This is a genomic window from Peribacillus sp. NPDC097284, assembly GCF_044761765.1.
GTDB lineage: Bacteria > Bacillota > Bacilli > Bacillales > DSM-1321 > Peribacillus.
The window spans coordinates 161,974-174,294 of sequence record NZ_JBIWCZ010000004.1 but is presented as its reverse complement, the minus strand read 5'-3'; the positions used below and the strand labels follow the sequence as shown (position 1 = coordinate 174,294).

Here is a 12,321-nt window from a genome sequence, read left to right as displayed (position 1 = left end):
AGGTAGGATGTAGTCAGCCAAACCTGCCGCCATCTTTCCTTTTGGCCACCTGATATATGGAGGTTTTTTTTTGAACATTATCACAAATACAGTTAAAAAAATCGGTTACAAGAAAGTTTGGGTGTACATCATCATTGCCCTTTGTTTTGTCGCTTCCGTTTTCTTTGTGACTCACAATTATTCTTTCTATGAAGGCCCTATAGCCAAAGTCATCAAGACAAATCTGGAAAGTACAACGGAAATGGATGATATGTATCTCAATGAAGATCGGCTATTTACACAGAGTATCGTAGCCCAATTGCAAAATGGAGAAGAAAAAGGGCAGCTTATTACGTTAAAGAATGAATATTCCTCATCTGGTGCCTATGATCAAGAATACAAAGTTGGAAATGATTTATTCGTTTCGATCGACGCAAAAGATGGAGAGGGCCCGGAATTAGCCGGAACGATTAAAGATGTCAAACGTGATAAATATGTGGTGATTGTGGCATGGGTGTTTATTTTTACCCTCCTGATCGTTGGTAAAAAGCAGGGGCTGCTTTCCGTTATAAGTTTGGTGGTCAATGCCGTTTTGTTGTCCTATGCCCTGGACTTTTATATGAGTACATCAGGCATCAGCCTGGTCTGGATATGCGGCATAGCGATCATTCTATTTACGGTTCTTTCCCTCTTACTCGTTAACGGTTTTAATGAAAAGACATACGCAGCCATCATTGCGACGCTCCTAGGGACTTTTTCCTCGTTGTTCATTACCTATCTTGCTATGTGGGTAACGGGAGAAAGTGGCCTCCGATATGAAGAAATGCAATTTCTCACCAGGCCTTATAAAATGGTGTTTTATGCAGGCTTGTTTATCGGATCTTTAGGAGCTGTGATGGATATAGGGATTACCATGTCTTCTTCGATCTTTGGGTTGTATGAAAAGAATAATGACATATCCGTAAAAGCCCTGAAAGCCTCTGGATTGGAAATAGGGAAAGATATTATGGGAACCATGACGAATATTTTGTTTTTTGCCTACATAAGCGGTTCCATCCCCGTGATTCTTTTGTATTTGAAGAATGCTTCCACGTTGGGATTCACCCTTTCCATGAACCTATCATTAGAATTGGCCCGTGCCCTTGCCGGGGGGATTGGCATCGTGTTAACGATTCTGATAGGTTTATATATTTCGATCTATTTCGTTAATCGAAGGAAGGGAAGAACATGAATGTATTGGTATTACTAGCAAGCATATTATTTATCTTGATGATCTCGATCGGTGGTAAAAAAGGAGCACGTTCATTTTTTGCTTTATTCTTGAACTTTGGTGTGTTGCTTTTTGCCATCTTCTTTATGAAAAATCCACATAATGATCCGTATATCGTCACATTGATTGCATGTACGGTGATTAGTTATATCACGTTGTTCTTTATTAATGAAGTAAACAGTACGACCAAGACAGCCTTCGTTTCTACGCTCATCACGATTGTCATCGTCCTCTTTTTTATCGTCGTGGTGACGGAACGTGCGATGATCCAGGGGTTTGGTGAAGAAGAAATTGAAGAGCTTAGCATCTTTTCCCTTTATATAGGTGTGGACTTTTTGAAGGTAGGCGTTTCAGTCATTATCATGAGTACGATTGGCGCCATTATCGACACAGCCATGGCCATTTCGTCTCCCATGCGGGAAATGTTTCTCCACCATCCATCCAGCACCAGGAAAGATTTATTTGAATTTGGAATGAGCATTGGGAGGGACATCCTGGGAACCAGTACGAATACATTGTTCTTTGCTTTCTTTGGTGGCTATCTGGCATTGCTTATCTGGTTTAAGGACTTAGCTTATTCTGTTGGAGAAATCGTCAATTCGAAAATATTCAGTGCTGAAATGATCACGATATTTTGTGCGGGAACGGGTGTAGCCCTTGTGATTCCTATTACAGCATTGATAACGGCTTACTACTTAGTGAAAAAAAGGGGGAAGGTAAAGGTCGTGTAGTTTCCTAGGGTCCTAATGAAAAACGAATAGAGTGGAGAAGGCCGCCAATCTCAACGGGTGGCCTTTTTGCTGTTGTGACGGCTCCAGAAAGGGCATATGACAATCCTTATTCATCATACCTATAGAAAAAAAGATGAAAGTATGTGATTGGTTGACTACAAAAAAACAACATCAAATTGTATTCTATAGCATCAAAGGATCATCCATCAAAAACTTTTTAATCATCGATCTCATAACGGGTACTGGGATTTTTTACGCGGTCAAAATTATTTCTGCCAGCGTAATAATGGGGATGGTAGGAAGTGTCATTGGAACGGAGGGCATCAAATGGGTACCTAAACTTTGGAGAAACAAGTGAACTCATCCAAAGGGAAGGGATAAACACGACTGTTTAAAATAACCGTTTCTTCCCTTTTTGTCATAAATTGTCCCTATATTGCGAAATATGCGATAGAATGGTTGCTGTATAAGGATGAATATAGGGAGACTTTGTGAAAAAAGATAGAATTTTTACATTCAATCTATCGGAATAGTAAAATAATCCTCACTTTTTCCGAACTTTATCCGATATAAGGAGCAGACGAGATTTTATATGAATGGGTGAGTATGATGGATATAACATCGGTTGTAGGTATAGTTCTTGGTATAGTGGCTATTTTAGTGGGAATGGTTCTGAAAGGCGTAAGCGTAACGGCGCTGATTAACCCGGCAGCTATCATGATTATCATTGTGGGAACAGTGGCTGCGGTTGTAACGGCTTTTCCTTTATCTGAATTGAAAAGATTGCCAAAAATATTGAAGATCCTTTTCCTTGAACAAAAGCTGACAAAGCCTGAAGAATTGATTAAAACCTTTTCCGAATGGGCGGTCATCGCCAGGAAAGAAGGGTTATTGGCCTTGGAAACCATATCGGATCAGGTGGATAACACCTTTTTGAAAAATGGGTTGAACCTTGCAGTGGAAGGTCAGAGTGCTGATTATATTCGAGATATATTGGCTGAAGAAATAGAGGCAATGGAAGAACGTCACCACAGTGGAGCGGCCATCTTTAGCCAGGCAGGCACCTATGCCCCGACGCTTGGCGTGTTGGGTGCTGTTATCGGGCTGATTGCGGCATTGGGTAACATGGCTGATAGCGAGGCATTGGGGCATGCGATATCTGCCGCTTTCGTTGCGACCCTTATGGGGATTTACACAGGATATGTGTTATGGCATCCCTTTGCGAATAAGCTGAAACGGAAATCGCAACAGGAAGTCCGCATCAAGGAAATGATGATTGAAGGGATTTTGTCGATCATCGAAGGAGAAGCGCCAAGGACGATTGAACAAAAACTAACATCTTATTTGCCTGCTGGAGATCGTAAAAAGTGGTTAGAAGGCGATGTGAGAGAAGATGGCTAGGCGGAAAAAGAAACAAAAGCATGACGAACATATTGATGAATCTTGGTTGGTCCCCTATGCGGATATATTGACGCTGCTTCTGGCTCTTTTCATCGTTCTATTTGCATCAAGTTCGGTGGATGCAGTCAAATTCCAACAATTGTCCAATGTGTTTAACCAAGTGTTCACGAGCGGAACGGGATTCATGGAATACCCGAGTGACTCCCCCAGTAATAATCCCACGTCCCCTGAACAAATGACAGGGATTAAAGGGACGAAGGGGCAGGGTAAGAGCGAGGAACAACAACTTATGGAAGTACAGAAACGGGTTAATGCCTATATTCAGGAAAATGATTTAGTGGACGAGCTTGATACGAACCTTACGGATGAAGGCATGTTGATTTCCATCAGGGATAATGTGCTGTTCGAATCGGGAGTATCGGAAGTGAGAATTGAAGATCGCAGGATTGCCAAGGAGATTTCGAGTCTGCTTGTTATGGACTTGCCTCGGGGCATTGTCATAAGCGGCCACACCGACAATGTTCCCATCAAGACGTATCGCTATGATTCGAATTGGGATTTAAGCGTCATGCGTGCAGTGAACTTCATGAAGCTGCTTCTTGAGAATACGAACTTGGATCCTGAAATGTTCAGTGCTAAAGGCTACGGGGAATTTAAGCCGGTCGCATCCAATAAGACGGCACAAGGCCGGGCTAAAAATCGACGGGTTGAGATTTTGATCGTTCCACGTACCCCGATAAATGAGTGAGAACCTGTCTGGAATGGACAGGTTTTTCTTTACGAAGGAGTTTTTATGGAAAGAGAATTTACTAATGTGATGGAAGAAATCGTAGTCGCTTGGGTCCAGATACTAATGGCCGGTACGGATTATCAAACATTTTGTCCATGTAATAAATGCAAGAATGATATCATCACCATTTCGTTGAACGCCCTTCCCACTTATTATGTAACGACGGATGAAGGGCGGAGAATCGTATTCGAGAGGTTGAATACGGAAGAAAACCGGAAATGGATCAACAAGAGAATTATCAGTGCGATTCATGTGGTGGGCAAGTACCCGAAGCACCAACTATAGACGACAACATGTGATAAGAGATCAGGACTCTTATCTTTTTTTTTATTTAGGCTGTTTTCTCAAAGGTTGTTGCTATGGAGAAAAGTGGGCCTTCTTCCACAATTGCGCCCTTTAACGGAAGACTTGATTTCAAGATAAATTTCTCTGGACTCATCATTCCGAAATCTTTATACTAAACTACATGAACGGAGGTGTTATAAATTGGGTAGAAATATTAGTTTTAACAAAGAACATGCCTTAGATAAAGCTATGTATTTATTTTGGGAAAAAGGTTATGACGCTACATATATCTCAGATCTTATTGAAACAATGGGAATAAGTCGGTCTACTCTCTATACTAGTTTTGGTGATAAAGATGAACTATTTAAACTCGTTTTAGAGCATTATAAAAACTTTGGCTCTCGAAAGAGAGATTTACTTTTTAATGGAATAAACACTAAAGTATCACTTAAATCTTTTTTTTATCAACATATTGAAAAATGCTATTCAGATGACATTCCTAAAAGTTGTATTATAACTAATTCTTCATTGCTTATTGGACACATTGATCCTTCCATAGAAAAAATACTTATATATGATTTTAATGAACTTGAAAAAGTATTTAAGCAAGTTATTGAAAAAGGAAAAGACAATGGAGAAATTTCACAAGAAGCAAACTCTGAATTAGTGGCATATTCTTTATTAAGTTTAAATCATAGTATTAATTTAATGTCCAAGTATAAAAAAGAAAAAAATCTAGCCTATAATTTAGTGGATAAGACTATTGAAGACCTATAGTCTTTCTTTTTTAAGCTTTTTGGAACGAACGTACCAAAAAATAATAAACAAAAGGAATGATGAAATTGACTAAGAAGATAAATTTTCTAATATTTATTTTGGCAATTAGTTGTGGTTCACTTGCTGCTAATATTTATTATGCACAACCAATTGTACAATTCATTGCAAAAGATCTGAACATCTCTTCTGATTTATCTGGATTGCTCACTACCTTTACACAAATTGGGTATGGATTGGGCTTATTTTTCATCGTACCAATGGCTGACTTATTTAAAAGTAAGAAAATAATAGGAATTCTTATCGGGCTTACTATTATTTCATTAATTGGTATGCTAATTTCGACAAATGGAATTATTTTCACAATATTAACAACCATAATTGGCATTGGAGCATGTGCGGCTCAAATGTTAGTTCCACTAACAATGAGGATTGTACCCATTGAAGAGACAGGTAAATATGTGGGTAAAGTGATGAGTGGTTTATTGATTGGGATTATGATTGCTCGCCCTTTATCTATCGGAATAGCTGACTGGTTCGGATGGAGAATGGTATTTCTTTTTTCATTAATCACGCTAGTTGCCGTATTACTGTTAATTATAAAATTTTTGCCCAACTATGAGGTAGTAACGTCTAGTAACATGTCATATCCATATTTAATCGCTTCTATGGTGAAGTTATTAATAAATACATCTCCTTTACAACAAAGAGCTTTTTATCACGCATGTTTATTTGCAACATTTAGTCTCTATTGGACGATAATGCCAATATTATTAAGGTCTGAGCCACTAAATTTTTCGAATAATGAAATTGCATTAATTGGCTTTGTTGCAATAGCTGGAGCTTTGTTAGCTCCTACTATTGGTAAAATAGCAGATAAAGGTTATATTTTTACAATGACGAATGTATCAATGGCGCTCGTACTATTATCTATCTTACTATTATTTTTTGTTCAAGATCATTCACTATTGAGTATAATTTTAATTCTTATCTCCGGAATTAGCATCGATATTGGGGTATCAGGAAATTTATTATTAGGTCAAAAAGTTATCTTTGGTTTGAATCCCGAAATAAGAAACAGACTTAATGGATTATATATGACTATTTTCTTTTTGGGAGGAGCCTTTGGTTCATGGATTGGAAGTTATACTTACTATAAATTTAATAGTGAAGTAGCTTTACTCATTGGAACAGCCTTGCCTTTATTCGCCTTATTAGTTCATTTAATAAAAAATAATACAATAAACTTATCGAAAACCAAAAGCAAATACATGTCCTAACGCATGTCCTAACTATTAATGTACCCCAAAAGTTAGAGTGAAAATCTAATTTTCAGGGTACATTAGTAGCATTATCTTCTACATCATGAGCAAATTAATCACTATTATTGCTTATCTTTATTCGTTTTGGCCCATGCCAAAAATAAGATTATAACCAAAGCACCTCATAAATTTCTCCACTGCCTTATTGTATAATCCTATTCTTCAATTATTCTATAAGGTAGTTTGAGTATTTTTTTAGAATGTCATTTATATTCAGTTTTATTTAAAGTTGTTGCTCCACAATCTGGCCCGATTGTTGAATACCATTCTTTACCCAAAACAATAAAGTTTACGAAAACAGCCTTTATTTAAAAGGATTATAGTAGTACATGCTACTGAAGGGGTGCTTTTGTAAAAACAAGTTTTAAGAAGCAAGCATTCGATAGGGACTACCATGGGAGACTTCTATGAAGAGGGCAATTTATGTGTTTAATCCTGTCTAATCAGGGAATATAAATAAAGTAAGTTCATTCGATCAAAATTGAGGAGATGAATTTTTTTATGAGTAAGAAAATAGCATGTGTAGTAACTGATATGGTTGAGGATTCAGAGTATAGTGAACCGGTCAAAGCTTTTAAAGAAGCGGGTCACACGGTAACGACGATTGAGATGGAAAAAGGCAAAACGGTTAAAGGGAAACAAGGTGACGTTGAAATTACAATCGATGAGAGCATAGATTCTGTGAAAGCGGAAGACTTTGATGCGTTGCTTATCCCAGGTGGCTTTTCACCGGACATTCTACGGGCGGACGAACGCTTTGTAACGTTTACCAAGGCATTCATGGATGCCAAGAAACCCGTGTTTGCCATCTGTCATGGACCACAGCTGTTAATTACGGCTAAAGCCCTTGAAGGACGCCATGCAACAGGGTATACATCCATCAAGGTTGATATGGAATATGCAGGTGCAACATACTTGGACGAAGAAGTCGTCGTATGCGGCGATCAACTTGTTACAAGCAGGACGCCTGATGATCTTCCGGCATTCAATCGGGAATCACTCAAGTTATTAAAATAATAAAAAAATCCTGGCAGCCGTCAGGATTTTTTTATTTATAAGGTTTTTGGATTCATATACTTCTATCTTTGCAGTAAAATAAAAGAAGAATGAAAAAAGGAAGTGTAACGATTGATCGTAATAAAGTCTGAACGTGAAATTCAAGCGATGCATGAATCAGGGAAGATTTTAGCTGCTTGTCATAGGGAAATTGCAAAACTAATCGCACCAGGTGTGACAACATGGGAAATCGAAGAATTCGTGGAAGGATTCTTGAAGAAACATGGCGCCAAACCTGAACAAAAGGGCTACAAGGGATATGAATACGCGACATGTGCAAGCATCAACGAAGAAATCTGTCATGGTTTTCCCCGCAAAAAGCCATTGAAGAATGGGGATATCGTCACGATTGATATGGTCGTGAATTATAATGGGGCACTTTCGGATTCAGCCTGGACGTATACAGTCGGCAAGGTTTCCAAAGAAACGGAACATTTAGTGGAGGTAACGAAGGAATCCCTATATAAGGCCATTGAAGTGTCTGTCGCTGGTAATCGTATTGGGGACATTGGGCATGCCATCCAATCTTATGTGGAGGCGGAAGGTTTCTCTGTCGTCCGTGACTTTATCGGCCACGGAATTGGGAATGTCATACACGAAGAACCGCAAGTCCCTCATTATGGGTTGCCTCATAAAGGTCCGCGCCTTAAGGAAGGCATGGTCTTCACGATTGAACCGATGGTGAACGTAGGTACATATAAGGCTACTCGAGATCCGAATGGATGGACGGCTTCGACTGCCGACGGGAAGTACTCGGCACAATTCGAGCACACGATTGCCATCACAAAGAATGGCCCGCTAATTCTGACGGAACAATAAGCAATAAAAACAAGAGGCACCCTTCATTAAAGGATGCCTCTTGCCTTTATTCGTGTTTTTTTACCTGCTTGATGAACCATTCAGCAAAATGTTCGGAATCCAGTGGGAACACGGGAACCTCTGCCAAGCTTGTTGCTTGTTCAAGGCAGGCGGGCCAAGCCACCACGGCCTGAATATTGGTGAGCTGTTTCAGTAATGAAAAGTCCTCATCCTCCTTAAGGAGGATGACCTTAGGAAAGTCCTCCCGCTTATATCCCTCAATCAAAATCACGTCGGGGTGGAAAATCTCCAATAAGTGAAGCAATTCCGGGAGCGTGGCCCCAGATTTGAAATTCCCCAGCAACTCAATGGAACCGTCTCCTTCCACGAGTGAAGCAGCCGCTCCAGCCTGAAAGTGCTTAGTGGAATCTTTCTCACCTGTATTGTCAGGCTTTCCACCATGGCCATGATGCTTCAAGACGGCCGTCTCCAGATTTTCTATCCGAAGCTCTTGAATCAGTTTGGTAATGAAAGTCGTTTTCCCTCTGTTTTGGTACCCGACTATTTGAAATAGGAACGGTTTCACCAAGGCCAGATTGATCCTTCTTGATCATCAAGAAGCAGGACATCCACGCTATCTCCCGTTTTAAAACCGCGTGTTCCGCCAGGGAGTACGGTAAGTGAATTCGCCCCAGCTAGGCTTGTGGTGATATTCGATTTATCGACGCCGCTAGGGACGACACGAAGCTGTCCGTTTTCATAATACATGCGAGTACGAAGGAGGCGGGAGAATGGGTTGGCCTTCAGGAAATCTTCAGCCAGCACAGCTTGTTCCTTCCGTAAATGCGGTTGTCCGGAAAACAGCATGGTACGGATGATTGGCCGGGCAAACAATTCAAAACCGACATAGCTTGCAGATGGATTACCTGATAAGCCGAATAAAAACTTGTTCTCGTGAACGGCTACCGTCGTCACGCTACCAGGACGCATGGCTACTTTATTGAATAAAACGTCAGCGCCGAGCTTCTTATAGATGTCAGGAAGAAGGTCAAAATCTCCGACAGACACGCCGCCTGTTGTGATGAGGAGGTCGACTTCTTCCAAGGCAGTGGAAATGGCCTCGTAGCTTATGTCAAACTCGTCCTTGAGCTTCCCGTAGAAACGGACTTCCCCACCTGCTCTTTGGATTTGGGCGGAGATGGCATGAGAGTTACTATTCCGGATTTTTCCAGGTTGCAAGGGTTCATTGACATCAAGCAGTTCAGATCCAGTCGCGAATAGGCCGACGACGGGCTTCTTCGCAACAGGAACTTCGGCATACCCGAAAGTAGCAAGCAACCCGATGATGCCAGGATTGATCATTGTGCCTTTTTTGACTAGGATATCGCCTTTCTTCGCGTCTTCCCCTTTAATGGACACGTTTTCGCCATGCTTCAGAGAACGTTTGAAAGAAATATATTTCTTTCCGTCTTTTTCAAATTCTTTCGTTAGCTCGAGCATGATGACGGCGTCACATTCCATAGGCATCTGGGCGCCGGTCATGATGCGGGCCACTTGGTTTTTCTGTACAGGAATGGTCGAGACCATTCCGGCGGCCAACTCTTCAATGACCTCGAACTCCAGCGGATTATCTAGGGATCCTTCGGCTGTATCCGCGGATCGTAGTGCAAATCCATCATAAGGTGAGCGGTTGAAGTGGGGAACATCATTTGTGGCGACAATATCCTGCGCCAAATAGCGGTAGTGGCATTCCTCAAGAGGGACCATCTCCATTTGTCCTTCCAATGCATGTTTCATGATCTTATCTAGCGCTTCACTCAGCTTGATGGGTGTTCTTCTTTCTACCATACTTATCGCTCCTATCTGAAATCGTTAAACTATGTATTGTTATTCAAGTATAGCAAAAAAATAAAAAAATCCTCACAAGGAAGGGAGGATTTCAAAGATTTATTTATTGCGTAATTTTCCAAGTTCTTCTGCAATGGCTTCCATTTCACGGACACTGAAATTCGTTTTCTTCATGACCAAAGTATAAATATCATGAAGTTCTTCATACATTTCGATATCGAAATGGGTGGATTTTATCGCACCAAAGTTCATTACTCTTAATTTGTCCTTTATTGCTTCAACCATGTACTCGACGCTCTCTGCCGTATTCTGTGATAAATCCAATTCTATCATCCTTCCACACATTTCTAAATTATTTTTATCTTTGCATGATTGCCCTTATAAGTCAATGGGAATTCATGCAGATATATCTTGTGACTTCCTGCTTGGAAACGTTTTAAAGCGCTCTGGTTTGGGAAAAGATAAAAAAACTAGGTAGTAAAATAGTATAATGGAAATATACATTAATTAAAATATGCCAAGGAGGAGAATATATGAGTTCTGTTCGAGAAGAATATAGGAGCGAAAAGAAAAGTAAGTTTATGCAAGCTGTTTTGATTGGGGCTTTGGCCGGTGCCGCGGTAAGTCTTTTTGATAAAAATACAAGAAAAACGGTGATCTCCAATAGTAAAAATGGTTTGACATGCATGAAGGAAATGATTCAGAATCCTTCTAACTTGTTAACGCAAGTACAGGAAACATCTTCGGAATTCCGTTCCACTGTCGAGAAGATTTCCAATGACGTCTCCTTCATTTCGAAAAGGGTCGAGGAGATGAAGAATATTCCCTCACAGGTTGCCAATGTCGTCATGGAAACGAAGGAAGCTTTTACTTCGGAGGATATGCACACGACGGCTGGTAAACAAGATTCAGAAAGACGGAGTCCTTTAAATTAGAAATTGAGGTGAAGGGATGGCCAATAAAAAGGAATGGCTGAAATGGTCTTTCTATAGAAAGTTTATCAAGCAACTTCAGATAGATGAGGTAACGGGGCTTGCTGCCCAGCTATCCTTCTACTTTTTACTTTCCCTGTTTCCCTTACTTATTTTCCTTTTTACTTTATTGGCCTACCTGCCGTTTACTCAGGAGGATATTCTGAATCTGGTACGTTCTTACACGCCTGACGATTCCATGACGATCATCGAGGATACTTTGGGCGATGTGATGCAAACAAATGGCACGTTATTGTCGTTTGGTGTCATCGGGACGATTTGGTCGGCTTCTAACGGGATGAATGCCATTATTAAAGCCTTTAACCATGCTTATAGGGTAAAAGAAAACCGCCCCTTTTATATTTCCCGGGGAATGTCGATTCTTCTCACGTTTGCGATGATTTTCGTTTTTATTGTCGCATTATTGCTTCCTGTGTTCGGAAAACAGATTGGAATCTTCTTATTCGATGGAATGGGCCTTTCCGAGGAATTTTTGTCGATTTGGAATAGCCTCCGTTGGGTGATCAGTACGATCGTATTATTCATTGTGTTCACCATGTTGTATTGGCTGGCGCCAAACAAGCGGTTGAAATGTTTGACGGTCCTTCCAGGTTCCATTTTCACCACGGCTGGCTGGGCACTCGTTTCGTTGCTGTTTTCTTACTATGTAGAGAACTTCGGCAACTATACAGCTACATATGGCAGCCTTGGAGGCATCATCGTCCTGATGATCTGGTTTTACTTATCCGGGCTCATCATCATCGTCGGCGGAGAAATCAATGCTTTCCTCAGTAAAAAGGATCCAGGTTGTGATTGAACGTCCTTGAACCATTTAGGCGGCGAATCCGACGTTCATCTGGATATTTTGACTTTGGACGGGATAATCCGACGGTGAGCATGAATAATTCGACATTCAGAAGAATAATCCGACATTCAACCACATACGGCAATAGTTACCGGACTAGCTCAAGAACCTTCGACACACACTAATGATGAACACATCTTGTAAGTGGGGAGGGTTCATTCATGAGTAAGAAAGGGAAGCATAAAGGCAAAAAAGGGAACCACAAAACGTCAGGTTCCGCTAATGGAAAGA

The 12,321-nt window shown here is 40.6% G+C and carries 15 protein-coding genes; 12 read left to right on the top strand and 3 right to left on the bottom strand.

Going from position 1 to position 12,321, the window contains the following annotated elements; translation table 11 throughout:
* The first annotated feature begins 70 nt into the window (after positions 1 to 70).
* From ACIQXU_RS10785 to map, 10 genes are all read left to right on the top strand, one after another.
* The gene (locus tag ACIQXU_RS10785; protein WP_402989139.1) at positions 71 to 1,210 is read left to right on the top strand and encodes a YibE/F family protein; all 1,140 of its coding nucleotides are present in this window, start codon (positions 71 to 73) and stop codon (positions 1,208 to 1,210) included.
* The gene (locus ACIQXU_RS10780) at positions 1,207 to 1,980 is read left to right on the top strand and encodes a YibE/F family protein (protein WP_402989136.1); all 774 of its coding nucleotides are present in this window, start codon (positions 1,207 to 1,209) and stop codon (positions 1,978 to 1,980) included. Before ACIQXU_RS10785 ends, ACIQXU_RS10780 begins: the two co-directional genes overlap by 4 nt.
* A 151-nt stretch (positions 1,981 to 2,131) precedes the next feature.
* The gene (locus ACIQXU_RS10775; protein WP_402989133.1) at positions 2,132 to 2,338 is read left to right on the top strand and encodes a hypothetical protein; all 207 of its coding nucleotides are present in this window, start codon (positions 2,132 to 2,134) and stop codon (positions 2,336 to 2,338) included.
* A 251-nt stretch (positions 2,339 to 2,589) separates the two neighbouring features.
* The gene (gene motA / locus ACIQXU_RS10770) at positions 2,590 to 3,381 is read left to right on the top strand and encodes a flagellar motor stator protein MotA (protein WP_402871803.1); all 792 of its coding nucleotides are present in this window, start codon (positions 2,590 to 2,592) and stop codon (positions 3,379 to 3,381) included.
* Positions 3,374 to 4,129, top strand: a complete 756-nt coding sequence (gene motB / locus ACIQXU_RS10765) for a flagellar motor protein MotB (RefSeq protein ID WP_402958915.1) — start codon at positions 3,374 to 3,376, stop codon at positions 4,127 to 4,129. The genes motA and motB overlap by 8 nt, the downstream gene beginning before the upstream one ends.
* A 45-nt stretch (positions 4,130 to 4,174) precedes the next feature.
* The gene (locus ACIQXU_RS10760) at positions 4,175 to 4,456 is read left to right on the top strand and encodes a late competence development ComFB family protein (RefSeq protein ID WP_402871797.1); all 282 of its coding nucleotides are present in this window, start codon (positions 4,175 to 4,177) and stop codon (positions 4,454 to 4,456) included.
* A gap of 201 nt (positions 4,457 to 4,657) precedes the next feature.
* Positions 4,658 to 5,233 carry a TetR/AcrR family transcriptional regulator gene (locus tag ACIQXU_RS10755; RefSeq protein WP_402958917.1) on the top strand — a complete coding sequence of 192 codons (576 nt, stop codon included), beginning with the start codon at positions 4,658 to 4,660 and terminating at the stop codon, positions 5,231 to 5,233.
* Between the two features lie 56 nt (positions 5,234 to 5,289).
* Positions 5,290 to 6,510 (top strand): MFS transporter, encoded by a 1,221-nt coding sequence (locus tag ACIQXU_RS10750; protein WP_402989130.1) that lies wholly within the window; start codon positions 5,290 to 5,292, stop codon positions 6,508 to 6,510.
* 543 nt (positions 6,511 to 7,053) lie between these two features.
* Positions 7,054 to 7,569, top strand: a complete 516-nt coding sequence (locus ACIQXU_RS10745; RefSeq protein WP_402871794.1) for a type 1 glutamine amidotransferase domain-containing protein — start codon at positions 7,054 to 7,056, stop codon at positions 7,567 to 7,569.
* Between the two features lie 111 nt (positions 7,570 to 7,680).
* Positions 7,681 to 8,427 carry a type I methionyl aminopeptidase gene (gene map / locus ACIQXU_RS10740; RefSeq protein WP_402871791.1) on the top strand — a complete coding sequence of 249 codons (747 nt, stop codon included), beginning with the start codon at positions 7,681 to 7,683 and terminating at the stop codon, positions 8,425 to 8,427.
* Between the two features lie 46 nt (positions 8,428 to 8,473).
* Here map and mobB read toward each other — a convergent pair whose 3' ends face one another.
* The 3 genes from mobB to ACIQXU_RS10725 form a co-directional block, all read right to left on the bottom strand.
* Positions 8,474 to 8,992, bottom strand: coding sequence for a molybdopterin-guanine dinucleotide biosynthesis protein B (mobB, locus tag ACIQXU_RS10735; protein ID WP_402872306.1), 519 nt, complete (start codon positions 8,990 to 8,992; stop codon positions 8,474 to 8,476).
* A complete protein-coding gene (locus ACIQXU_RS10730) occupies positions 8,989 to 10,254 on the bottom strand; it encodes a molybdopterin molybdotransferase MoeA (protein ID WP_402989127.1) in 1,266 nt (421 codons plus the stop codon). The genes mobB and ACIQXU_RS10730 overlap by 4 nt, the downstream gene beginning before the upstream one ends.
* A gap of 99 nt (positions 10,255 to 10,353) precedes the next feature.
* A complete protein-coding gene (locus ACIQXU_RS10725) occupies positions 10,354 to 10,578 on the bottom strand; it encodes a DUF1128 domain-containing protein (protein WP_402871786.1) in 225 nt (74 codons plus the stop codon).
* A gap of 209 nt (positions 10,579 to 10,787) precedes the next feature.
* On the opposite strand from ACIQXU_RS10725, the gene ACIQXU_RS10720 reads away from it, so the two are divergent.
* Together ACIQXU_RS10720 and ACIQXU_RS10715 are read left to right on the top strand one after the other, a co-directional pair.
* On the top strand, positions 10,788 to 11,189 hold the full coding sequence (locus ACIQXU_RS10720) for a YtxH domain-containing protein (RefSeq protein ID WP_402871783.1): 402 nt from the start codon (positions 10,788 to 10,790) through the stop codon (positions 11,187 to 11,189).
* A gap of 16 nt (positions 11,190 to 11,205) precedes the next feature.
* Entirely contained in the window at positions 11,206 to 12,042 is an 837-nt protein-coding gene (locus ACIQXU_RS10715; RefSeq protein WP_402871780.1) for a YihY/virulence factor BrkB family protein, read from the top strand.
* The last annotated feature ends 279 nt before the right edge of the window (positions 12,043 to 12,321 follow it).

Excerpts from the sequence above, each read along its gene's own strand:
- ACIQXU_RS10780 (WP_402989136.1), top strand. The coding sequence starts at position 1,207 with ATGAATGTATTGGTATTACTAGCAAGCATATTATTTATCTTGATGATC.
- motA (WP_402871803.1), top strand. The coding sequence starts at position 2,590 with ATGGATATAACATCGGTTGTAGGTATAGTTCTTGGTATAGTGGCTATT.
- motB (WP_402958915.1), top strand. The coding sequence starts at position 3,374 with ATGGCTAGGCGGAAAAAGAAACAAAAGCATGACGAACATATTGATGAA.
- ACIQXU_RS10760 (WP_402871797.1), top strand. The coding sequence starts at position 4,175 with ATGGAAAGAGAATTTACTAATGTGATGGAAGAAATCGTAGTCGCTTGG.
- ACIQXU_RS10750 (WP_402989130.1), top strand. The coding sequence starts at position 5,290 with ATGATGAAATTGACTAAGAAGATAAATTTTCTAATATTTATTTTGGCA.
- ACIQXU_RS10745 (WP_402871794.1), top strand. The coding sequence starts at position 7,054 with ATGAGTAAGAAAATAGCATGTGTAGTAACTGATATGGTTGAGGATTCA.
- ACIQXU_RS10730 (WP_402989127.1), bottom strand. The coding sequence starts at position 10,254 with ATGGTAGAAAGAAGAACACCCATCAAGCTGAGTGAAGCGCTAGATAAG.
- ACIQXU_RS10720 (WP_402871783.1), top strand. The coding sequence starts at position 10,788 with ATGAGTTCTGTTCGAGAAGAATATAGGAGCGAAAAGAAAAGTAAGTTT.
- ACIQXU_RS10715 (WP_402871780.1), top strand. The coding sequence starts at position 11,206 with ATGGCCAATAAAAAGGAATGGCTGAAATGGTCTTTCTATAGAAAGTTT.